We start from the raw sequence: 21,948 nt of genomic DNA, 5'->3' as shown, positions 1-21,948 counted from the left end.
ACATTTACCGAATGGGTGCTTTCGACTCCAGAGCCGACCTCCGAATCACTGCGCCGAGACGGCAGCTTCCGCAGGATACAACGGCCATTCTCAGATTCACCGAGATGTTCGCTTACGACCGGTTCTGCTAGCGGTCGTTTGGGGCGACAGCACTTGTCCGATCGCCGGAGACTGCTGCTGCAGTTTCGGTAGCAGACGGCGTCATATCCACAGAAACCGCTTCGGGATATGTCGATTCCCACCCGCCGCCAAGTGCCTTGTATAAAGCGACCAGCGTCGTGGAGATATCGGTGACGTTGTCGCTCAAATCCTGTTGCCCCGCAAGGAGGCTCCGCTGCGCATCGAGCACCCGAAGAAATGAGCCTGTACCGGCCACGTATTGGGCCTGAGCCAGCCGGAGTGCCCTTTTATCGTCCGCGACGGCTGCTTCCAGTTCGTTGCGACGGAGCTGCTGCGACGAATACGCAGTCAACGCATTATCAACTTCGTGCCAGGCCGAGAGCACGACACTCTGATAATTGACTGCCGCTTCCTGCTGCTGCAGTTTGCGAAGGTTCAGCGTACCCTTCAATCGCCCTCCCTCGAAGATCGGCAAATTGATCGATGGACCAATTGCAAACTGATGGGAGGCCCAATCTCCCAGCTGACTGAATTGCAATGCCTGCAGGCTCGCACTGCCGGAGAGTGTGATGGTCGGATAGAAGTCAGCCTGTGCGACACCAACCTTCGCCGTTGCCTGGTGCAGGGCTGCCTCCGCCTCTCGAATGTCCGGCCGGCGTCGCGCCAGTTCGGACGGGATGCCAGTGGGGACCACCGGTGGCGTTGGCGGCACCGACTTGTTGGATTCAAGCTCAGCTCGCAGCGCACCAGGGGCTTCGCCAAGCAGGAAGCTAAGGCGATTGATGGTCTCTTCCTCCTGCTGTTTCAGTTGAGGGACAAGAGCGGCCTCTCTCGATACTTCGGACGCTGCTTGAGCGATATCCAACTCGGTCGCGAGTCCGTGAGCATTCCGCTCGCGTGTGACCCTTTCAATGTCTTTGGCGGCGTTCAGGTTCTCGAACGTAATGGCGTAGTCGGATTGAATGCCGCGCAGCTGGATGTAGTCGCGCGCAACTTCGGCCAGGGTCGACAACAACAGGTCGCGGCGTGCATCTGCCTGAATATCGACGGATGCGTCGGCAGCCTCGACCTCGCGGCGCACCCGGCCCCAGAGGTCCAGTTCCCACGACGCGTCAAAACCGGCCTGAAAGACGTTAAAGGGCGACGCATCGCTACTTCGATTGGGCGTCACCGCCCCGCCGCTCCCGTTTGCGGCCGTCGCCGCATTGGGAGCGCGAGCCAGCGTGCCCGCGGAACTCAATACGCCATTGGCACTCGTACGCTCGCGGGTTACGCCAGCATTGCCCTCAACGGATGGATACCGGTCCGCTGCCGTGACGGTGCGCGTCGCGCGGCTTTCGGCAAGCCTGAGGGATGCGGCCTTGAGATCAAGGTTAGCGTTAGCAACAGCGTCCTCCAGTTTCACCAATTCAGGATCGTTGAACGATGTCCACCAGGCCGAAGTGATCGGCTCCGATGTCACGCGACTCGGCTCCCATCTGGTCGCCTCGCACGCCGAAGAGCACCAGTTCGTCGGAAGCTTGGATTCCGGCCGCGTAAAGTCGGGGCCGACTGTGCATCCGGCGAGCAACATGACCGCCGCGACTATTTGAACTTTACGTAAATTCATGATGTTGATTCTCGATAATAGAACATGCCATCAATGCATCGGCATGGACTTCTTGCCGCTATCTTTGACGGGTGACAGCAGCATCGCTAGCGGAATCATCGCAGCAGCAAGGGCAGCGCCATAGATAAAAACGTCGGCATACGCCAGCACGGCAGACTGGAGCTTGAGATTGTTGAACACAAGCGAGACCGCTTCGTCATGCAATGTGTTTGCGGCCCAGCCAAGAGAGCGCAGTGCCGCCTCGTTCCGGGCGACGAGTTCGTTGAACGACTTATTGAAGGGTGTCAACCATGTCGATAGATGGGCCTGGCGAGCCTGCATGCGTTCCGAGACGAGCGCGGTGCTAGCTGAAATGCCGATTGAACCGAACACGTTGCGCAGCATCACGAACAGTGCCGCTGCGTCCGCACTCAACGATTTCGGCATGCTGTGATAAGACATGATACTGATTGGGACGAACAGGAATCCAAGTGCAGCGCTCTGAACACAACGCATGATCGCCAATGTGCGGAAATCAATGGAAGGCGTCAGCGTATTGCTATAACAAAGCCCGAACATCATGACGCCAAAACCGATCGCAATGACATGGCGCAGTTGAACCACTTTCATCAGCCGACCGACCGGGGGGATCAGCAGCAAGATCGCCACGCCTCCGGGCGCGAGGACAAGCCCGGCCCAGGTTGCGGTGTACCCGATCGTCTGTTGGGCAAATTGCGGTATGAGCACCGACGTCCCATACAGGATGACGCTCATGCCGATGATCAGGATCGAACTGATTGCGAAGTTTCGATCCTTGAACACACGCAGATCAACAACTGGTTTCTTTACGCTCAACAACCAGATGACAGCGCCCGTGATACCAATACCCGAAAGGAGTGCCAATCGAAAGATGAGTGGAGACCCGAACCATCCCTCGTCTTCGCCGCGGTCCATCATGACCTGCATACAGCCCAGGCCGAGCGCAATCAACGACAAACCGACGTAATCGACTGATCGCCGCTGTCTGATTGCCCACGGTGGGTCTTCCACGAGGGCGCCAACTGCGAAGCAGGCGAATGCACCTACCGGAATGTTGATGAAGAAGATCCAACGCCACGACGCGTGGTCCGTAATATACCCGCCAAGGACAGGACCAAGCACGGGAGCCACAATGGTTGCAATCGCCGTAATCGCAAAGGCTGCCCCGCGTTTTTCGGGTTCGAACGAGTCCAGCAAAATCGCTTGCTGATTCGGTTGCAAGCCGCCCCCGAAAAATCCTTGGAGTAGCCGGAACACAATCAGTTGCGGCAAGCTCTGCGCAAGGCCGCATAGCAGCGAGCAGACAGTGAACATCGCGATACAAATGAGGAAGTATCGCTTTCTTCCGAACACTGTTCCTAACCATCCTGAGATGGTGAGCACGATGCCGTTGGCGACCAGGTACGACGTAAGCGCCCAGGTTGCGTCGTCGGAACTAATCGACAGACTGCCCGCGATGTGAGGTAAGGCGACATTGACGATCGTCGTATCGAGGATTTCCATGAAGGCGGCGATCGTCACGACAACCGCGATCAACCATGGGTTGGCTCGCGGCTTCCAGGCCGCGGCCTGGGTTTGTACGACCGTGCTCATCGCAACTCCACTGTCGGCTCGACCGAGAGATTGAGAGGAAGAGGCCGGTTTGGATCCATGCCCGAATCGATCACAATCTTGACGGGGACCCGCTGAACGATCTTGACGAAATTGCCCGTGGCATTTTCGGCCGGGAAAGCGGTAAACCTGCCGCCTGAACCGAGCTGAAGACTATCGACATGCCCTTTCAGCTTCAGATTAGGATAGGCATCGACGGCAATCGATACATGCTGCCCCGGACGCATGTGCGTAAGTTCGTTTTCCTTGAAGTTCGCCGTAACCCAGACCTCGGGACTGACAATGGAGAATAGCTGCTGTCCCACCTGGACGTAGTCCCCTTTCTCCACTTCCCGTTTGGTCACCCATCCGTCTTGCGGCGCCCGGATGTCACACCAGCCGATATTGAGGTTTGCCCGCTCCAGATCGGCCTGACCTCGCTTGACTTCACCTTGAAGCTGTTTGACGTGTGCTTCGGTGTCAGCAATGTTCAGGTCGACCGGTTCGGCGATGCGCTTCTGTGCGAGGGCCTCTTCGACTTGCGATTCAGCCGCGTTCCGGTCAGCGGTAGCGTAGTCGACGTCATGCGATGTTGTCGCCTCATTCGGAATTTCGTGCTGACGAAGGAATTCTGACTGTGCCTTGAAAAGGTTGGCGCGCCGCGTGGCAAGTGCAGCCCGCGCTTGAACGAACCGCGCAGGATAATTGATCTTCGCGAGCTCCAGTTCCGATTGTGCTGAAGCCAGCTGCCCTTCAGTCGATTCGAGATCGCCTTGCGCATGAGCGCGCGCCGCGATGTAATCGGTGCATTGAACCTGGAGGAGGACCTGTCCTTGACGGACGAACTGATTGTCGGTCACGTCGAGCGCAGCGACATAGCCAGCCACATGGGGGGCGACGGTGATCGCCCTCCCGTCAGTGTAGGCATCGTCAGTCGAAACGCCATTGCCGCCCAGCAGGGAGTACGCGATGCCCGCAGCAGCCAGAAGGCCACCGGCAATCGCCGCAACCACGATCTTGTTCTTGCGGGAACGAGGCGCGCGAGTGGCTTGCGCCTGAATGTCCTCCTGCGTCTGTACATCGGTCATGAGTACAACTCCTGTTCTGAGGGGCCGGCTTGCGCCCACCGCAAGCTCCCGCACCCCTGCTTTTCATTGCGGGTGAAAATAATGTGGTCAGCCCTGCCGCACCAGCCGGCCGCTCAGACGTCACCTTGGGGAACCTTTAATCCCCGACAGAATTTGCGATGCGATCAACCGCGCGACGGCTTTAGTTGCGGCCAGCGGCGGTTCGCGCAGACTTCTGATGATCAACCCTGTCACGGTCGAGTGAATAAACGTTGCCGCGAGGTACGGATCCAGCTCGGCACTCAGCTGGTTGTGAGCGATGGCTGCCCTCAGGACGCGTGCCATCTGGTGCTCGGCGCAACGCCAGATGGCATGCAAGCGACTCCAGATCCATTCGGTTTCAGTGGACATCTCGCAGTGCATCAGCATGATCGAGTAAAAGCTCCGCGAGGGACCGGCCGATAGCACCGTGGCCAGAAGCCGGGCCAGCCTTCTTTCCAGGTGCCCGAACGGATCGCGCTCCCCCTCGGACCATGACATGACAAACGGATCGTCCGCTAGCGAAGCATCTTCGAACAAGGCTTCGAGCAAAGCCATCTTGTCGTTGAAGTGCCAGTAGACCGCGCCACGGGTGACACCCGCCAGATCGGCAATTTCACCGAGAGAGGCGCGCGACACGCCACGCTCGACGAAGACCTGTTCTGCAGCCTTCAATATTTGCGCTCGCGTTTCGAGCGCTTCTCTCCTGGTGCGCTTCATTGCTGACCGTGATCAGGAATCGGCTACGGTATCGGTGCTCTCGACATGACGCAGCTTGCGCGTCACTTCATCGAGCTTGTCGCCTAGCAGGCGCCGCACCGTCACGTAGAACGCCGGAATCAGCAAGAGACCGAAGACCGTGGCAAACAGCATGCCGCCGATCACGCCGGTGCCGATCTCATGACGCGACGCGGCACCCGCCCCACTGGACAGCACAAGCGGCACCACGCCGACGATGAAAGCCATCGATGTCATCAGAATGGGCCTGAAACGCTGCTTCGCCGCATCCGTGACTGCCTCGAAAAGCGTCATACCCTTCGCCTGCCCGTCGATGGCGAACTCGATGATCAGAATCGCGTTCTTTGCGGCAAGCCCGATCACCGTGACCATGCCGATCTTGAAGTAAATATCGTTGGGCACCTTGAACAGATTGCAGAACACCGACATTCCGAGCAGGCCCAGCGGCACGGTCAAAAGCACCGCAACGGGGATGGACCAGCTTTCGTAAAGCGCCGCCAGACAAAGAAACACAACCACAATCGACAACGCCATCAACGCCATCGCAGAATTTCCCGCGAGGAGTTCCTGGTAGGATTGGCCGGTCCAATCCGAGGCAAAGCCTGCCGGCAGTGACTTGTCGACCATGTTGTCGAGGACCTGCATCGCCTGGCCGGTGGAGTATCCTGGCGCCGGCATGCCCACGATCTCGACTGCCGAATAGCCGTTGTAGCGCGAGAGCGCCTGTGGGCCGACATCCCACTTTGCCTTCACGACACTCGAGAGCGGCACCATGTTGTACGGACTGATGGCGCTGTTGCTCACCGATGGATTGACAGGTCTCAACGCACCGCTCGGCGATGTTCCCGCACCGCTCACGCCGGCAGTGCCGCCGCTGGAGCCAGACGACGTGCCCGTCACGCCACTCGGAGTGTAGATGTGCCCCAGCGCGTCGAGCCCCATCCGGAACGGCGCATCAGCCTGGAGGAAAACGCGCTTCACACGTCCGTCGTACGTGAATTCATTCACGTAGACGGGCGCCAGATCCATTTGAATGCTGTTATAGACATCAGGCAACGACAGCCCCATCGATTGCGCCTGAACCCGGTCCACGGCCAGCTGAAGCTGTGGTGCCTCCGGGAGCGAGTTGGGCCGAATGCCAAAAAGCTTCGGGTTTTGGCCCGCCTGCGCCAGCAACTTGCCTTCCGCCTGCGTGAGCTCGGCCCTCGATTGGCCGTTGCGCGCCTGCAGGTACATATCGACGCCGGCAAACTGGCTCAGTCCACGTATGGTGGGCAGATTGACGATGAAGATCCTCGCGCCGTCGATGCCGTGCACTATCTTGTTGGCCTGCGGGATCAACTGCATCGCGCTTTGCGAACGTTTGCTCCAATCGGTGAGCTTGATGTACGCCATGCCGACGTTTTCGCTTTGGCCGACGAAGCTGAAGCCCTGGAATGCCAGGACGCCATCGATATCCTTGCCGATCGGGCTCTTCTTGAGCCTGCCGCCGATTTCGTCCATGACCTCCTGGGTACGCGACAGCGTCGCGCCAGAAGGCAGATTGACAACCGCCAGCATGAAGCCCTGGTCCTCATCGGGGACGAACGCCGTCGGTAGGCGCGTGTAAAGAACGCCGGCTAATGCGGAAAGGGTGACGAACAGAATCATCCAGCGCGGCGCGCGTCGGACAATCCGGCCGACGCTGCCCACGTATAAGGCGCCGAACCGGTCGAACCCGCGGTTGAACCATTGAAAGACGACGTTCGAGCTTGCGTGGTGCGAAGGCTTGAGGAACGCAGCACACAGCGATGGCGTGAAGGACAACGCGAGGAACGCCGAGAACACCATCGATACGGCGATGGTCAACGCGAACTGTGAATAGATCATGCCGGTCGCGCCCGGCTGCAGCGCGGACGGTACGAACACCGCAGCGAGCACCACCGTAATCGCGACGATCGCCCCCGAGATCTGACCCATGGCCTTACGCGCGGCCGCTCTCGGACTGAGACCTTCCTCACGCATGAGGCGCTCGACGTTCTCGATCACGACGATCGCGTCGTCCACCACGATGCCGATGGCGAGAACCATCCCGAACAGGTTGAGCTGATTCAGCGAGAAGTGCATCGCCGCCAGGCCGATAAACGTGCCGAGCAACGCGACCGGAATGACGAGCGTCGGAATGATGGTGGCCCGGACATTCTGCAGGAAGAGCAGCATCACGAAGAACACGACAATGATCGACTCGACGAGCGTATGCACGACGTCGGTGATCGAGGCCGTAATGAACGGCGTCGTATCGTACGGCACGGTCCATGTGACGCCGGGAGGGAAATCGCGAGACAGTGTCGCCATTTCTGCTTTGACGGCCTTGGCCACGTCGAGCGCATTCGCGCCGGGCAGCAGGTAGACGGCGAGGCTGCCCGCAGCCTCGCCGTTGTACGAGGCGGAGGTGCCGTAGCTTTGCGCCCCGAAGCTGATGCGCGCGACATCGCTCAGGCGGACCACGCTGCCATCAGTATTCGTCCGCAGGATGATGTCGCGAAACTGCTGCTGCGAGGAAAACAGCCTGTCGCCCGATACCGTTGCCGTAAAGACCTGGCCATTGACCGCCGGATCCGCGCCGACCGAACCGGTGGCGAACTCGGCATTTTGAGCCTGGACGGCGCTCATCACTTGCGAAGTCGAAAGACCGTAGCCTTGCAGCTTGTCGGGATTGAGCCAGATCCGCAAAGCGTATTCCGAGCCCAGCATGAAAGTATTGCCCACGCCGCTAATACGGCCAACAACGGGCTGTATCCGCGAGGCAATGATGTCGCTCAAGCGCGCCGTATCGACGGCAGGGTTGCTCGATTGCAAGCTGACGGCCATCAGAATGTCGGGACTCGCCTTCGCCACGACGATGCCCTCCTGCGTCACCTCGGACGGCAGCAGCGGTTGCGCGAGCGCCACCTTGTTCTGCACCTGCACTTGTGCAATGTCCGCGTTGGTTCCAGGCGCAAAGGTCAGCGTGATGGTGGCCGTCCCGTTGCCATTGGATGCCGAGCTGAAGTACAGCAGGTTATCAATGCCGGTCAGCTGCTGCTCGATCACCTGCGTGACCGTTGATTCCATCGTCGAGGCACTTGCCCCTGGATAGGTCGCCGTCACGGTCACCTGGGGTGGAGCAATGTCCGGATAAGAATCAACCCCGAGGTGCAGCAGCGAGATGGCACCGAACAAACAGATCAGAATGGGAATCACCCAGGCAAAGACAGGCCGATCGATAAAAAAACGTGACATGAGATCCCCCTACGATTTACTGCCGGAACGAAGGCCGACCGGTGACGAAGCCGGGCCGGACTGTGACAACCTCGTGTTTTGTTCGGTACCTCGCCAAGGTGTGGTTTTGGCGAGCATCCCCTCACGTACGCCCTGTACACCTGTGACGATCACTCGATCGCCGGGCGCCAGCCCCCCCGTCACAATCCAGTCGCTACGGTAGCTATCGTTGGTATCGACATCCTTGCGGACCACTTTGCCATCGGCGCCCACCACCATGGCGTAGGAACCGACCGTATCGCGCTGTATGGCTTGTTGGGGCACCAGGTACACATCGTTACGCTGGCCAAGGTCAACATTGAGCGATACATACATTCCCGGCAGCAGTTGATGCTGCGGGTTGGGTATCTGCGCGCGCAGGCTGACCGCACCGGTAGTCGAGTTCACGGAAACATCAGTGAAATCCAGCGTGCCGAGCTGGTCGTATGGCGTGCCATTAGGCAGCATGACCTGGACGGTGGTCTTGTTTTGCGCGACGAGCGCGACATCACCTTTGCTCTGGGCCTGCTTCAGCGTGATCAGATCGGCAGCGCTGATCGTGAAGTTCACATAGAGCGAATCGACCTGTTCGACCGTGGCAAGCAATGTTCCGCCGGAACCCGCATCGGTCGTTCCGTTCCCGACAACTGCGCCGCCGGTCACCTGTTGCTGACCGGCAATACCGGTAATGGGCGAGGTCACCTTCGTATAGCCGAGATTCACACGCGCGCCTTCGACGGCGGCTTCGTCTGCCTTGACCTTGGCAGCAGCACTGCGTTGAGCCGCGTCGGCATCGTCCACCGTTTGTTGCGATACGGAGCCGATCGGCAGCAGCTTGTGATAACGCTCGGCTGTGGTGCGATCGTTGACGAAGGTCGCCTGGTCCTGGGCGAGCGTGGCAAGATCATTGTCGAGCACCGTCTGGTAGTAGGTGGGATCGATCTGGAACAGCGTTTGTCCTGCCTTGACCTCACTGCCCTCCGTGTAGAGGCGCTTCGTCAGCACGCCCGAAACCCGCGCTGTGACATTCGCGCTGTAATAGGCCGACAAGCGTCCGACGAAGCTGTGATTCAGCGGTACGTTGCTGGGTTCGGCTTGCATGACGCCGACCTGCGGCGCTGGCGGCGCCGGCGGTGGATCGTTTTTGCCGCAGCCGAACAACGAGAGAAGGCCGATGGAAACAATGGATAGGCGTGAGCGTAGAAGTAGTGACATTATCGAAACCGTGTGAGCAAGATCGAGAAACGGGAACAGCGCGCAAGCTTGCCGGGCATGCTGTCAGCGGCTGCTCCCGGAAGAAGTGGCGACGTCAGCAGGAGCCTCCTTTGCTTCATCCCATCCCCATCCTCCGCCCAGGTTTTTGATCAGCGTCACGCTGCTCAACGTCAGCGACGCCTGCGTGTCCGCGAGGTTCTGTTGCGCCAGCAGCAACGTAAGTTGCTGGGTCAAGAGACTTTGTTGGCTTGCGGTGCCGAACTGCACCTGCGCCTGCTCGCTCTCGAACAGCCGCTTGTTGCGCTGATAGATATCCGCGAACGCATGTTCCTGTTGTGCAAGATGGTTCCAGGAGGACAGGCTGTCCTCGACGCTCCCGAATGCGGACAGCACCGCCTGGCGATACGCCGCCACCGCTTCGTCGTACGACGCGTGAGCTTCGTTCACGGCCGCCGTCCGGGCGCCTCCGTCGAAAATCGTCCCCGCCAGTTCGGGACCAAGCGTCCAGAAGCGGTTTGGCACAGAGAAGAGATTGGCGAGCGAGCTATGCTGGAATCCGCCTTGTGCCGACAGCGTCAGGTTCGGGAAGAACGCCGCCTTGGCCACGCCGATCTTCGCGTTCGCCGATGCCGCCGTGCGCTCGGCGCTCACAACGTCATAGCGCCGTTCGAGCAATTGCGAAGGCAATGAAAGCGGAACGGCTGGGGCGACGAAGGCATAGTGCGGTTCAGGCGCGACCGAAAACTTGCCCGGCGGCACGCCGGTCAGGACCGCGATCGCGTGCTCATACTGCTCGCGCGAGATCTTCGTCGTCTGAAGATCGGCGATCACGATTTCCAGGTTGTCCTGCGCGGCCAGCACGCTGTCGTTCGACGACTCGCCTTGTGCGTAACTCGCCCGCGTCATATCCAGAATGCCGGCATCGATCCGCTGTTGTTGCTCGAGCAGGTCGATATCGACGTCCGCCCGGCGAAGTTCGAAGTAATCGTTCACGACACTTGCGGCAATCGACAGACGCTGCCCGGCCAATTGCGCGTCGCTAGCCTGCGCACTCGCCTTGCTCGATTCGATCTCGCGGCGAATTTGCCCCCATAGATCGAGCTCCCAGCTCGCGGTGACGTCCGCAGTGACGGTGTTGTGCACTCCGGAATTCAAAGCGCTGCCATTTGCCGCGCCTGCGCCAGAACCCGCTCCCGCACGCGCCCCCGAGATGCCGGCCGAGATCGTCGGAAAGAGACCCGCGGTATCGGCGGCCACGGTGGCCTGCGCCAACCGGTACGCCGCCTCCGCTTGCGCGATCGATTGATTGGCCTTGAGCGCCTCTTCCACCAGATGCGTCAGCGTATCGTCGTGATACTCGCGCCACCACGTGCTCGAGAGCGTTGCCTGTGGATCAGCCTGTGCCCGTTGCCACTCGACACCCTCCTTGAAGCCTATGGGGATATCGATCGTCGGCTTGCGGTAGTCCGGCCCCACGGCGCAACCCGCGGTCATTAGCGTCGCGGCAACCGTGCAACCGCAAAGCACGACACGCCGGAAAGCGCGCCAGCGACATCGCGGCGCGCCATCGCGCAAGCTGCAAAGAACGTTCATGTTTAGCCTATTCGTAAGGGTCGCCCGAAGGGCGAGTTGGCGCAACCAGCGAGTCCGGGAGCGGCAACGATGCCCGGTATGCCTTCATTGGCCGTTATGACCGATGCAAACACGAGCCGCGAGGACGTGTCACGCACGCTCGCCGGCGAGCGAGCCCGCCTGCACCGTTATGCGTTGTCCAGCGACAGGATCGCCTGTTCGCAGGTGGATGTAAAATAGATTGAATTGACAAATCGATCAGTAAATTTGATCAATCAGAGCAACATAGATCTTCGCCATCCACGCTATTTCGTACGGGTGGTCCCTATCGGCATCCCGTCAGAACGGGCGCGACGCCGACCGGACATTCGAGAGGCGGAGGTGAGGCTGCATCAGGCAACCGTGGAAGTTGGAGTCGCAAAAGCAGACTTCTAGCCGAGAATCAGCCTCTCGGGCAGTGCCAGTCGGCAGGCACTCCAGTTCAGCAAGCTGGGAGATTGAGCCTTCCATCAGTTTGCAATCGGCCCATCGATTACTGTGCCGATCTTTGAGGGGGGCAATTGAGGGTGCTATGCGAACGTGCAATAGCAGCACGTTCGCAGAAGCGGTCAACGTGGAGTTTCCTCAGGCGGCGCTGCCGCCAGGACGGTCATGCTCAGGGCGCGTAAGCCGCTGCCTTCGAGTAGTCTGATGGGTTGTCGCGCTTCACCGAAGATGACACTGGGAAGGAGGTCTCCCACCCGCCACCCAGTGCCTTGAAAAGGCCAACAAGCGCGAGTGAAACTTCTGTGTTGGTGACGACTTTCGCCTGCTGGGTATCTAACAGATCCCGCTGGACCGCGAGGACGTTCAGGAAGTCCGTGGCGCCCGCAACATATTGCCGACGAACGTTCTCAAGAGCCACCTGATCCTGCACTACGGCGGTGTCGAGCTTCTCCTGCCTGTCCTGACGTGTGCCGTAATCGCTCATCGCGTTGTCAACCTCATGCCACGCGTTGAGCACAGCACGCTGGTACTCGATCATTGCCTCGCGCTGTTGTGCCTTGCGCAGCTCGAGTTGTCCTTTCAGCCGGCCGCCGTCGAAAATCGGCACGGTCAGCGCCGGACCCACGCCGAACATGCGCGAACTCCACTCGTCAAGATCGCCGAAATGCATGGCCTGAAGACTCAGGTTTGCCGACAGCGTGATCCGTGGGTAAAAGTCTCCGACCGCCACGCCGATATCGGCTGTCGCCGCGTGCAAGTGCGCTTCCGCCTCCCTGATATCCGGACGACGCTCCGCCAGCTGTGAAGGGAGTCCGACAGGCACGCGAGGCGGCACAGGAGGAATGGGATGCAGGGTATCAAGTTCGCTCTCCAACGTTCGCGGCGGTTCGCCAAGCAGGAAGCTCAGCACGTTGACCAGATGGACACGCTGGTTTTCCAGCACCGGCAGACGTGCCTCAATTTCACTGACCTGCGCTGCAGCCTGTGCGGCTTCGAGGTGCGTTGCCACCCCGTCCGCGAAGCGAATCTGCGTCAGCGCCAGGCTCTCGCGTGCGATTTCGAGGTTTTGGCGGATGATGGCCTGTTGTGCCTGCACCCCCCGCAGCTGGATGTAATCGGACGCCGTTTCGGCCAACGCCGACAGCAGAACGCCACGACGGAGGTCAGCACTTGCCTGTACCGACGCGTCAGCCGATTCGATCTCGCGGCGCACGCGTCCCCAAACATCAAGCTCCCATGAAGCGTCGATTCCCGGCTGCCAGACGTTATAGTCACTCCTGCCGTTCAACCCGGAGATGTCCACGAGCCCATTCTGGCTCGAACGCGCGTGCTGATACGACGCCGAGCCCTGCAGCGCGGGCAGTGCGTCGGCACCGGTCATGCCACGGGCCGCCCTCGCCTGCATGAGCCTTTGCGTGGCGACCTTGACATCGAGGTTCGCGCCCGCTACGCGCTCGACGAGTGAGGAAAGCTGCGCGTCCGAGAACGCTGTCCACCAGCGCGCGTCGACATCGTCCGGTACAGTGCGGCTGCGATTGACCGGGAGCGTCTGGGTCGCGTGGACGGTCCACTGTGCTGGCAGCACGGCCTTTGACTCGTGATAATCCGGACCGACGGTGCACCCGGCAAGTGCCGTCAAAAGCGCCCCTGCGGCGATTCGGGCCCTGAGCGTGCTCATCGTGCGACGCCCTCCCCGCCTTCGTCCACACGCAAGCCTCCCACGTGAATGGTCGCCTCTACCGACATGCCCACGCGAAGTCTTCGCAATGCAGGCTGCCCGGGACGCAATACGATCTTCACCGGAATGCGCTGGACCACCTTGGTGAAGTTGCCAGTCGCGTTGTCGGGTGCGATCGCGGCAAAAGTTACGCCGGTGGCCGGCGCCAGGGTGTCCACCGTTCCGTGCAGCACAACGCCTGGAAGGGAATCCACGTGAATATCGGTCGCCTCTCCGCGACGCACCGAAGTTAGCTGTGTTTCCTGGAAATTGGCGATAACGAAGGCTTGCTGCAGCGGGACCACCGCAAGCAGTGGCGTTCCCGCTGTGACATAGGCCCCGAGACGCACCGAGCGTTGGCCGACCATGCCGTCGACCGGCGCCACGATACGTGTCCACTGCAGGTTCAGACGGGCGGTGTCCAGTGCCGCCAGTGCGTGTTCGAGGGCCGCTTGTGCTCGCTCCCGGTCGGACTGTAGAACCGCGATCTGCTGGCGAGCGGCCTTCACTGTGGCTTCGTTGCGCGAAACGTCCGCCTGCGCGGTATCGATGCGCGATTGTGCCTGCTGCGCGTTCTGGACGCTTCCCGCGCCGTGACTCGCCAGGTCCGTGTAGCGGTTGTAGTCAGCCCGGGCAAAGGTATAGTTCGCGCGGGCCGCGGTCAGCGCGGCATTCGCCTGTTCGATGACGGACTGCTGCTGGACCAGACTCGCCGACGCATTGTCGATGGCTGCTTTCGCCATTGCGACATTCGCCTCCGCGGAAGCGACCGCCGCCTTGTAGTCCCGGTCGTCGATCTGGGCGAGCAGCTGGCCCTGGTGGACAACCTGATTGTCATCGACCGAGAGGACCGTGACCTGGCCGGCCACGCGCGGCGAAACCACGGTGAAATCGGCGGCCACATAGGCATCGTCGGTCGTCTGCGATGACGACGAAAAGACAAATCTTGCGACCGCTCCCGACACCACAACTACGATCAGGACGGCGGCGGCAGCGATATAAAGCTTTCTTCTTTGAATGGATTCAGACATGGCTAAAACGAGACGTTATCGGGTCGGGTTGCTGGCGGCGGCACGGGGCGGATAAACACGCGGGGCGATCACCGGAATCAGCACAATCAGCGCTACGGCAACGAGCGCCATCAGCCGGAGGACATCGGCCGAAGCGAGGACCATCGCCTGCTCCCGTATCCGCTCGTCGAGAAGCGGCAGAAAGGCGTGGTGAGGTAATCCTGTCGCCCGGGCAAACCCGTCGTTTGCCATGACCAGCGCCTGCGGCCGGTTACCTAGCTGGTCAACGAGCACGTTCGAATGAAAATGTTCACGCATGGCGAAAAATCCTTCGGTCACGCCTGTGCCCACAACCGAAGCGAGCCCCTTGATCGTGTTGAACCACGCGGAGGCGAACGGCCCATCGGCCGGCGCCATTCCGTTGGTGGCCAGCATGAGAAGCGGAATGACCGCCATCGGTTGCGCGAAGATCTGAATGATCTGCAATACGTAGAAGTTGTCACGCACCCAGTCCGACGTGAGGTAGCTGCCGACCCCGCACGTCAACACGATCAGACCGATGCCCGTGGCCAGAATCCAGCGGCAGTCAATCGCGCGAATGTTGCACAAGGCGGCGACCAAAGGCAGCGCCAGCAGTTGGGGCAACGCCACGCACAATGAAAGGGGTGTGTTCTGCAAGGGGCGATAACCCTTCACTTCGGCAAGATAGGCTGCGGGAACGCTCGCAACCGCGACGAATATGAGCAGGACACCGCCGAGTGTGATCAGAGCATGGGTCAGGTTCATCCGCGCCAGCAACTGGATCTTCAAGAACGGCAACGGATGGAACCATTCGTTCACCAGAAACAGCGCGAGCAAGATCGCGGCACCAATGAGTAACATGCAGATCAGCGGCGAGTCCGTCCAGCCCAGTCGCGTGCCCTGCCCCAACGCGGCGACGAGCATTCCGAGCGCAGGAAATCCGAGTAACACCCCGCGCCAGTCAAACTGCCTGCAGCGCTCGAGACGCAGAGGGTCCTGCGGAAGCCCCCAGGAGACCATCAGAATGGAAAGCAAGCCGAGCGGCGCTATCTCCCAGAACAGGAATCGCCAGTCAACGTATTCAGTCCACAGCGCGGCGAGCGGCGTGCCGAGATTCGGGGCGAACGTAGCGGTCAACGCGTAGGCGCCAAGCCCATACAGCTTGATCCCCGGGGGCAGGAAACGTAGCGCGACCGTCATCAGCATGGGCGGAAGGCAACCACCGGCGAAGCCCTGCAGCACGCGCAATACGTAAAGCGCGCTGGTGGAGAGGGCAAACGGAAAGACGAGCCCCAGCACGGCAAACACCGCCACCACACTGATCGTGAAGCGCCTGAGGGAGAATGTCGTCGCGCACCAGGGAGCAAACATCATTGCCGACACTTGGGTAACCTGATAAAGCGTGGATAGCCAGGAGGCGTCGTCATGGCTGATCCCCATGGCGCCGCGGATATCGCCCATCGCGATTTCGGTCACGTGGTCGTTGATCTGCGCGATCACAACTGCGAGGAGAATGCCACCCATGCCGACGAGAATTCGCGCACCAAACGCCGGAGGCGAAGCGGCACTGGCGGGAGCTTTCGAAGGAGACTCGGTGTGCCGGAGCGCAAGCGCGACATTGTTCATGTCCGCCGCCACGTTACGACCCGCCACAGCATGGACGCCACAATGGCGTCGATCGGCATGAACATAGACTTCACCGTTCCCCTTCTGCAGACCACATATGAATGCGGCAAGTCTAGGTATGGCGGATCAATACGAAAATTGAAATCTTTGCACTACTGCCGTGTGTCAAACGCACTCATTGCACAGGCAACATAACGCCGGATGCGCCGCTCACGTGACCGGCGCACAGTTCGCGAATGATGCGTCGGAGCCACTGATGCGCACTATCGCTCTGAAATCGCGGATGCCACGCCTCTACAACAACCACCGTCTCGAGCGGCAGCGGCAACTCGAACGACCGCGCTCGCAAACCCATCCGCCGTACCGCCCACGCAACGTGCTCGGGTACGGTCAGGATCAAGTCCGAACTTCCGAGCATGAAAACGCCGGAATGGAACGTCGGAGCCACGAGGGACACTCGCCGTGATAGGCCCAACCGCTGCAAGGCCACATCGATCGGGCCGTTCGGGCGCCCACGCCGCGATACGCTGATCTGTTCGTATTGTGCAAAGCGTTCCGGCGTGATCTCGCGATCGAAGATGGGGTGCGCTTCCCGCGCCATCCCCACGAATTTCGTCGTGAATAGAGACTGGACGTGAACGTCCGTACCCATCGGACGCATAGCGCTGATGTACAGGTCGACCTTGCCGTCCTCCAGCACCGTGTCCTCCCTGTCCTGCTCTGGAGAAAAGCGCAGCAGCACGTGCGGCGCCTCGGCACAAAGCCGCTCCATCAGGGCCTGACCGAACGCGCTGATGAAGACATCGTTCGCGTGCAGATTGAAATCTCGTTTGAGAGTCGGCAGATCGACTTCACGCTCAGGCTCTAGCAGCCGGCGTGCACTCTGCACCGACTGATGGACCTGTTCTCGCAACGTCAGCGCGCGCGGTGTGGGGACCATCTTGCGCCCGACCTTGACGAAAATGGGGTCGCCGATTGTCTCGCGAATGCGCGCCAGGGTGCGACTCATGGCCGGCGCGCTCAGGTTCATGCGGCGCGCGGCGGCCACGACGGATCCCTCTTCGAGCAGCACGTCAAGGGCAAAGAGAAGATTGAGGTCAGGAAATTGCATGACAGAAGAATGTAGTTGCTGCGAGAAGCGGTTCAACGCGCAACCGGGCCCTGACGATGCCTCACGAAGCAAGAAGGCGACGCAACATCGCCTTGAAGAAGGCATGCTCATCCGGGCTGAAGTCGGCCAGCACTTCGTTGTAGACATCCGTGAATATCGCTGGCATCTGGTCAGCTACGGCTTGGCCTTGCGGCGTCAGGACGAGTCGAATCATGCGCCGGTCCAGCACACAACGTGCTCGTGTGAGGAAGCCGTTTCTGACGAGACGTTCGATCAGGCGTGTAATCGCGGTTGGGTCGACATTACATTCGCGCGCAATTTCGCCGGCATGCGAAAGTCCGTACCGATCGACCAGGTACAGCAAACGCCCTTGCGCTGCCGTGATATTCAGCGCTTGCATCGTGCGCCGCGAGATCGAGTTTGCCAGCACGGCATTGGCTCGGGAAACGAGGTGAAGAAGATCGCTGCCGATTTCGGCATTGTCGAAATCGGTCCGCGATGTCGTATTGGGAGTTGCCATTGTCTTTCACGTATTAAACACGCCGTCCGTCTCAGGCGATACGAGTCCCGGGAAGACGAGCGTTACGAAGCGCGGCCTAGCGCGACATCATGTTCAAGCTGGCGTTGTGCATGACCCAGAGCGAGCCGACGATAACGATGGCCGCCACAAGTACCGTGAAACTGAATGCAAGCACATTCCAGCGCTGGCTCGACGAGCGGTTCATATGAAGAAAGTAAATGAGGTGTACGACGATCTGCACGAATGCGAGCGCAGCGAGCGAAACGAGCTCGGTGTGCGGCGGCAGTAAGCCGCCCAGCACGAGCCCAAACGACGCAGCCGTCAGCAATACGGAGAGAACGAACCCGGCGATATAGCCGCCGACGCTGCCATGAGCAGCGTCACCATTGGAACCATGCGATTGAGCCATTTAGATGACGCTCACGAAATAGACAAAGGTAAACACGCAAATCCAGACGATATCCAGGTAGTGCCAGAAAAGGCTCAAGCACGTCAGGCGTCGGATGTCGCGCTCGGTCAGCATCGGGCGCCGGAACATTTGCACCGCGAGGATTACCATCCACAGCAGGCCCAGCACCACGTGCAAGCCGTGCGCGCCGACCAGCGTGAAGAACGACGACAAAAACGCGCTGCGGCCCGGGCCTGCGCCTTCCGCGATCAGACGGGAGAACTCGCGTAGCTCCAATTCGAGAAACGCCGCGCCGTACACGAACGTCACCGCGAGCCAGCCGAGCACCGCGCCCCCCGCAGCGACGATCAGCATGACCCACGTCGACGTTGCGATCAGCGATTTCTCCGCAACACCCACGCGGCCCTTCGGATCGAGCACGCCCTGGGTGCATCCAGAAAGAAACGAGATCGCTAACATGGCGATGGCGACGCACGAAGTTCGTGCAGCATGGTGAGCTTTCATAGCTTCTGCCCGGTTATCGAAATTCATTGAGTTTTCGAGCGACAGGTTCGCCTGTTTGCAGGTGGATGTAAAATAGATTGAATTGACAGATTGATCAGCTAATCTGATCGTGGGAATTAACATGGACCTTCGCCATCTACGCTATTTCGTTGCCGTCGCAGAAGAAGAGCATTTCGGACGCGCGGCAGAACGCCTCCACATCGTGCAGCCTGCGTTGAGCATGCAGATTCGTTCGCTGGAGGAGGAACTCGGCGGGCCGCTTTTCCAGCGCACCAGCAGGCGCGTGGTACTGACCGAGGCCGGCAGCATTTTGCTTGCGGATGCGCGGCGTCTGCTCGCGCAAGCCGACCGGGTGCGTTCGGACGTCCAGCGTTCGCTGAAGGGCGAAATCGGCAGTGTGCGAATCGGCTTTGTCGGATCCGCCGTCTACGGCGGCGAACTGATAGACGACTTGCGGCGCTTTCGTCAGCTTTACCCGGAAGTGGAAGTGCACCTGGACGAAGTCCCGCCGCAACAACTGGCCGAAGCATTGCTCAACGGCGAATTGGACGTCACCTATGGCCCGAGCGTATTCCTGGCTAGTGATTCACGATTTCGTGCAGAGCGCGTGGGGCGCTGGCCACTCGCCGTCGCGGTGGCGGACGACCATCCACTTGCTTCGAAACGGCGTGTCTCGGCGCGGGACCTGCAAGCCGAGCAAATCATCCTCCCCGTGAGTGAGAAAGATGGGGAGGGATCCGTCGCGGCGGTGCGTGCGATCCTGGGTGACGATGTTCGCATCATCGAAAGCGCATCAAGCACGAACGCTCTGCTCGCCATGGTGGCTGCCGGACTGGGAGTCGCGGTGATTCCCGCTGTGCTCTCCAGGATGGCGATGCCCGGATTGACCACGCGGCCCCTCTCCGGCATCTCCAATTTCGCAGAACTCGTCCGACTCAGTCGAGCCGACGAGACGAGCGGCGCAGTCCGTGCCTACATGGACTGCGCACGCAGCCTGAAAGGCGCCCCCGCGTCCAAGCCTCGCACGACTTCGGATCACTGACCGCTCGGCTGCATCCGTGCGTACACGCCGGAGTTTCCTGGCTTCGCGAAGACCCGGCGCAGCATAGGTTCGAACGCCTCCAGCGGCATGCACTCCAGATCGGGATTGAAGGCTGCACCGTCGTAGAGCGCGCAAAACTCGGCGGTCTGCTTGAAGTACGGACTGTCACGATGCTCGTCGCGCATGTTCTTGTCCAGGCCCAGGTGATGGAAGAAGTAGTATCCCTGGAAAATTCCGTGGTGCTTGACCATCCAATGGTTCGCCTCGGACACGAACGGCTGAAGAACGACCGCTGCAAAGTCAGGGTGATTGAAGGATCCCAGAAGGTCACCCAGGTCGTGCAGCAAAGCGCAGACAACGTATTCTTCATCACGCCCATCGCGATAGGCGAGCGTAGCGGTTTGCAGCGAGTGGGTAAGGCGGTCCTCGGGAAAGCCGCCGAAGTCACCCGCCATCAACCGCATGTGCGCCATGATCCGATCGGGCAATCGGGAGACGTGATCGTTGTAATGCGCCATCAGGGCGCGCCAGTCTTCGGCCGTGGAATGGCCGATGTGTGTAAATGTGGGCTGATGGTCGGTGATCATGATGCCTTCCGCGAAGATTCAGATTTGGGCTGCTGCCCGGCGGCATTCACCGCCTCGATGAAGTAAGGCGTCAGAGACGCCACATCTCGCGACGCGTAGCCTTGGCCTATCGCCTGCATGACCTGAGCCATGGCCGCCTGCATCCCGGGAATCGGCACGTCAAGGGCCGCAGCTTCGGCGGCAATCGCGTGCATATCCTTGTAGAGGCCGGCCACGTCGAATGCCGCGGTCGAATTCCCTCTCAGGACGACCTCTTTTTTGGCCGGCAACATGGCAAGCGCGGCCGGGCTGTCGATCACTGCCTCGAGCATGAGTTCGCGCGGCAGGCCACTACGCTCGGCCAACGCCAAACTCTCGCCAAGCAACTGCCAGTAGCTGCAAAGAATCAAGTTCAGCGACAACTTCATCGCCGCGCCCAACCCTACCGATCCCAGCCACCACTGTTTGCGGGAGAAGGCCTTGAGAACCGGTCCCAGTAACGGCTCGTCACTCGCCGGCGCACCAACCATACTGACCAACTGGCCGGCCCGAGCCGGCCCGACGGTTCCAATAACGGGCGCGTCGGTATAAACGCCCCCATGTCGCGCGACGATACCCGCTACCTGGCGGTGCGTGCTTGGCCGCACCGTGCTCATTTCGAGAAATCGACGGCCATCCGCCACAGGTGCGAGGCGCGCATAGAGGTCGACCACGCTTGCGTCATCGTGAAGCATGGTGAACACGAGATCGCTGGTGCGTACGAGCGCTTCGGGGGTTTCCGCAAGCGTGGCGCCCGCCGAAATAGCAGACTCACACCGCGAGGCGGTACGATTCCATACCGTGACACTGAAACCGGCACCCAGAAGCCGCGGCACGATCGCTTGGCCCATGCGCCCGAGGCCGATGAAGCCGACGTGTTGGATAGTGTTCATTTTCAATGCCCCTATCGCAGACTGACGACCCGCTGCTCCAACGGCTTCCACTCGGCATATTTGGCCTTGGCCCCTTCAATCCATGTCGCCGTCTCGCCGTAGATCAAATACTCCGGAGGAAGAATCATTCCGCGCAAAAAGGTGGTTTTCGCCCCGTCCCGCACCGTCGAAACAAGCGGATAGGCACCTTCCTCGTACCAGACATCCCCTCGTCTGGTGTTGACCGTGTTCTCCCCTTTTTCCGATTCGGTCCGAAGATCGCCTTCGATCAAGCAGCGAATTCCCGAACCGGGATGGGAGTGCAGTCCGGTTGTGCCTTCGAACCCGACGATGCAATCGAGTCGGAATAGCCATTTCGAGGTAGGCATCATCTCGAACATTTTTACGCGGCGTGCCATTCGCAGCCTGGACAACACACCCGTACCGCTCAACAACCCGAGGCCGCCGTCCTCGTGAACCAGCCCCCATCGCCACAATTCCGCACCCATGTTGCTCGCTTCGACGGTCAGGATTTCCTCGGCATAGCAGGCCTTGCCCGCGGCTAGTTCCACGCCATTGACGAGAGCCGAGCCCGACGCGATATAGACCATCGAGTGTTGTGCGGGTACCTCCGGAATCGTCTTCGCGCCGGGAAGCAGTTGATCGGCCCATTTCATCAGTTTATACATTACGGCATCCTTACCAATAGTTGTGAGCGTTCCCCCGGAACTGAGATTGCCAGATCGCGGGGCTCGCCCGTATGCGCCGGCAGTCTTAA

Annotated in this window: 17 protein-coding genes and 2 pseudogenes; 2 read left to right on the top strand and 17 right to left on the bottom strand. The window is 60.3% G+C overall.

Translation table 11 applies throughout. The features are described 5' to 3' along the window. Positions 1–127: 127 nt before the first annotated feature. The 7 genes from P3T25_RS35020 to P3T25_RS34990 all read right to left on the bottom strand — a co-directional run bounded on the left by P3T25_RS35020 (position 128) and on the right by P3T25_RS34990 (position 11,268). On the bottom strand, positions 128–1,729 hold the full coding sequence (locus P3T25_RS35020; protein ID WP_429361613.1) for an efflux transporter outer membrane subunit: 1,602 nt from the start codon (positions 1,727–1,729) through the stop codon (positions 128–130). Positions 1,730–1,759: 30 nt separating this feature from the next. Next, positions 1,760–3,340 (bottom strand): DHA2 family efflux MFS transporter permease subunit, encoded by a 1,581-nt coding sequence (locus tag P3T25_RS35015; protein ID WP_429361611.1) that lies wholly within the window; start codon positions 3,338–3,340, stop codon positions 1,760–1,762. Next, a complete protein-coding gene (locus P3T25_RS35010; RefSeq protein WP_429361609.1) occupies positions 3,337–4,425 on the bottom strand; it encodes an HlyD family secretion protein in 1,089 nt (362 codons plus the stop codon). The genes P3T25_RS35015 and P3T25_RS35010 overlap by 4 nt, the downstream gene beginning before the upstream one ends. 120 nt (positions 4,426–4,545) lie before the next feature. Beyond that, entirely contained in the window at positions 4,546–5,163 is a 618-nt protein-coding gene (locus P3T25_RS35005) for a TetR family transcriptional regulator (protein WP_429361607.1), read from the bottom strand. Between the two features lie 12 nt (positions 5,164–5,175). After that, positions 5,176–8,442 carry an efflux RND transporter permease subunit gene (locus tag P3T25_RS35000; RefSeq protein WP_429361605.1) on the bottom strand — a complete coding sequence of 1,089 codons (3,267 nt, stop codon included), beginning with the start codon at positions 8,440–8,442 and terminating at the stop codon, positions 5,176–5,178. Between the two features lie 9 nt (positions 8,443–8,451). Continuing rightward, positions 8,452–9,621 carry an efflux RND transporter periplasmic adaptor subunit gene (locus tag P3T25_RS34995; protein ID WP_429361603.1) on the bottom strand — a complete coding sequence of 390 codons (1,170 nt, stop codon included), beginning with the start codon at positions 9,619–9,621 and terminating at the stop codon, positions 8,452–8,454. A 117-nt stretch (positions 9,622–9,738) separates the two neighbouring features. Further along, the gene (locus P3T25_RS34990) at positions 9,739–11,268 is read right to left on the bottom strand and encodes an efflux transporter outer membrane subunit (protein ID WP_429361601.1); all 1,530 of its coding nucleotides are present in this window, start codon (positions 11,266–11,268) and stop codon (positions 9,739–9,741) included. Between the two features lie 300 nt (positions 11,269–11,568). On the opposite strand from P3T25_RS34990, the pseudogene P3T25_RS34985 reads away from it, so the two are divergent. Next, positions 11,569–11,745, top strand: a pseudogene (locus tag P3T25_RS34985) (TolC family protein); the annotation flags it as partial. A gap of 157 nt (positions 11,746–11,902) precedes the next feature. On the opposite strand, the gene P3T25_RS34980 reads toward P3T25_RS34985, so the two are convergent. From P3T25_RS34980 to P3T25_RS34950, 7 genes and pseudogenes are all read right to left on the bottom strand, one after another. Next, on the bottom strand, positions 11,903–13,411 hold the full coding sequence (locus tag P3T25_RS34980) for an efflux transporter outer membrane subunit (RefSeq protein ID WP_429361599.1): 1,509 nt from the start codon (positions 13,409–13,411) through the stop codon (positions 11,903–11,905). Further along, positions 13,408–14,352: an efflux RND transporter periplasmic adaptor subunit gene (locus tag P3T25_RS34975; RefSeq protein ID WP_429361597.1), complete on the bottom strand. Its 945-nt coding sequence runs from the start codon at positions 14,350–14,352 to the stop codon at positions 13,408–13,410. Before P3T25_RS34975 ends, P3T25_RS34980 begins: the two co-directional genes overlap by 4 nt. A gap of 144 nt (positions 14,353–14,496) precedes the next feature. Continuing rightward, positions 14,497–16,107: an MFS transporter gene (locus P3T25_RS34970; protein ID WP_429361595.1), complete on the bottom strand. Its 1,611-nt coding sequence runs from the start codon at positions 16,105–16,107 to the stop codon at positions 14,497–14,499. A gap of 175 nt (positions 16,108–16,282) precedes the next feature. Next, positions 16,283–17,218, bottom strand: coding sequence for a LysR family transcriptional regulator (locus P3T25_RS34965; RefSeq protein ID WP_429361729.1), 936 nt, complete (start codon positions 17,216–17,218; stop codon positions 16,283–16,285). Between the two features lie 61 nt (positions 17,219–17,279). After that, the gene (locus P3T25_RS34960) at positions 17,280–17,738 is read right to left on the bottom strand and encodes a MarR family winged helix-turn-helix transcriptional regulator (RefSeq protein ID WP_429361593.1); all 459 of its coding nucleotides are present in this window, start codon (positions 17,736–17,738) and stop codon (positions 17,280–17,282) included. Between the two features lie 76 nt (positions 17,739–17,814). Beyond that, positions 17,815–18,147: a cytochrome o ubiquinol oxidase subunit IV gene (cyoD, locus tag P3T25_RS34955; protein ID WP_429361591.1), complete on the bottom strand. Its 333-nt coding sequence runs from the start codon at positions 18,145–18,147 to the stop codon at positions 17,815–17,817. Then, positions 18,148–18,480, bottom strand: a pseudogene (locus P3T25_RS34950) (cytochrome c oxidase subunit 3); the annotation flags it as partial. A 292-nt stretch (positions 18,481–18,772) separates the two neighbouring features. On the opposite strand from P3T25_RS34950, the gene P3T25_RS34945 reads away from it, so the two are divergent. Continuing rightward, the gene (locus tag P3T25_RS34945; RefSeq protein WP_429361589.1) at positions 18,773–19,693 is read left to right on the top strand and encodes a LysR substrate-binding domain-containing protein; all 921 of its coding nucleotides are present in this window, start codon (positions 18,773–18,775) and stop codon (positions 19,691–19,693) included. Here P3T25_RS34945 and P3T25_RS34940 read toward each other — a convergent pair. Genes P3T25_RS34940 through P3T25_RS34930 form a run of 3 tightly spaced genes read right to left on the bottom strand, consistent with a single transcriptional unit; the run spans position 19,687 to position 21,859 of the window. Continuing rightward, positions 19,687–20,280 (bottom strand): HD domain-containing protein, encoded by a 594-nt coding sequence (locus P3T25_RS34940; RefSeq protein WP_429361587.1) that lies wholly within the window; start codon positions 20,278–20,280, stop codon positions 19,687–19,689. The genes P3T25_RS34945 and P3T25_RS34940 overlap by 7 nt on opposite strands. Further along, positions 20,277–21,191: an NAD(P)-dependent oxidoreductase gene (locus P3T25_RS34935; RefSeq protein WP_429361727.1), complete on the bottom strand. Its 915-nt coding sequence runs from the start codon at positions 21,189–21,191 to the stop codon at positions 20,277–20,279. The genes P3T25_RS34940 and P3T25_RS34935 overlap by 4 nt, the downstream gene beginning before the upstream one ends. An 11-nt stretch (positions 21,192–21,202) precedes the next feature. Then, positions 21,203–21,859: a hypothetical protein gene (locus tag P3T25_RS34930; protein WP_429361585.1), complete on the bottom strand. Its 657-nt coding sequence runs from the start codon at positions 21,857–21,859 to the stop codon at positions 21,203–21,205. Between the last annotated feature and the right edge of the window lie 89 nt (positions 21,860–21,948).

This window comes from Paraburkholderia sp. GAS32 (genome assembly GCF_050434225.1).
Classification (GTDB): domain Bacteria; phylum Pseudomonadota; class Gammaproteobacteria; order Burkholderiales; family Burkholderiaceae; genus Paraburkholderia; species Paraburkholderia madseniana.
Note: the sequence above shows the minus strand (reverse complement) of the source record. Positions and strands in the feature narration are given on the sequence as shown.

Bases quoted from the DNA above. Each gene is read 5' to 3' on its own strand.
- P3T25_RS34960 (WP_429361593.1), bottom strand. From the start codon at position 17,738: ATGGCAACTCCCAATACGACATCGCGGACCGATTTCGACAATGCCGAA.
- P3T25_RS35015 (WP_429361611.1), bottom strand. From the start codon at position 3,340: ATGAGCACGGTCGTACAAACCCAGGCCGCGGCCTGGAAGCCGCGAGCC.
- P3T25_RS34990 (WP_429361601.1), bottom strand. From the start codon at position 11,268: ATGAACGTTCTTTGCAGCTTGCGCGATGGCGCGCCGCGATGTCGCTGG.
- P3T25_RS34940 (WP_429361587.1), bottom strand. From the start codon at position 20,280: ATGATCACCGACCATCAGCCCACATTTACACACATCGGCCATTCCACG.
- P3T25_RS34965 (WP_429361729.1), bottom strand. From the start codon at position 17,218: ATGCAATTTCCTGACCTCAATCTTCTCTTTGCCCTTGACGTGCTGCTC.
- cyoD (WP_429361591.1), bottom strand. From the start codon at position 18,147: ATGGCTCAATCGCATGGTTCCAATGGTGACGCTGCTCATGGCAGCGTC.
- P3T25_RS34930 (WP_429361585.1), bottom strand. From the start codon at position 21,859: ATGTATAAACTGATGAAATGGGCCGATCAACTGCTTCCCGGCGCGAAG.
- P3T25_RS34945 (WP_429361589.1), top strand. From the start codon at position 18,773: ATGGACCTTCGCCATCTACGCTATTTCGTTGCCGTCGCAGAAGAAGAG.
- P3T25_RS35010 (WP_429361609.1), bottom strand. From the start codon at position 4,425: ATGACCGATGTACAGACGCAGGAGGACATTCAGGCGCAAGCCACTCGC.
- P3T25_RS35000 (WP_429361605.1), bottom strand. From the start codon at position 8,442: ATGTCACGTTTTTTTATCGATCGGCCTGTCTTTGCCTGGGTGATTCCC.
- P3T25_RS34935 (WP_429361727.1), bottom strand. From the start codon at position 21,191: ATGAACACTATCCAACACGTCGGCTTCATCGGCCTCGGGCGCATGGGC.
- P3T25_RS34980 (WP_429361599.1), bottom strand. From the start codon at position 13,411: ATGAGCACGCTCAGGGCCCGAATCGCCGCAGGGGCGCTTTTGACGGCA.
- P3T25_RS35005 (WP_429361607.1), bottom strand. From the start codon at position 5,163: ATGAAGCGCACCAGGAGAGAAGCGCTCGAAACGCGAGCGCAAATATTG.
- P3T25_RS35020 (WP_429361613.1), bottom strand. From the start codon at position 1,729: ATGAATTTACGTAAAGTTCAAATAGTCGCGGCGGTCATGTTGCTCGCC.
- P3T25_RS34970 (WP_429361595.1), bottom strand. From the start codon at position 16,107: ATGAACAATGTCGCGCTTGCGCTCCGGCACACCGAGTCTCCTTCGAAA.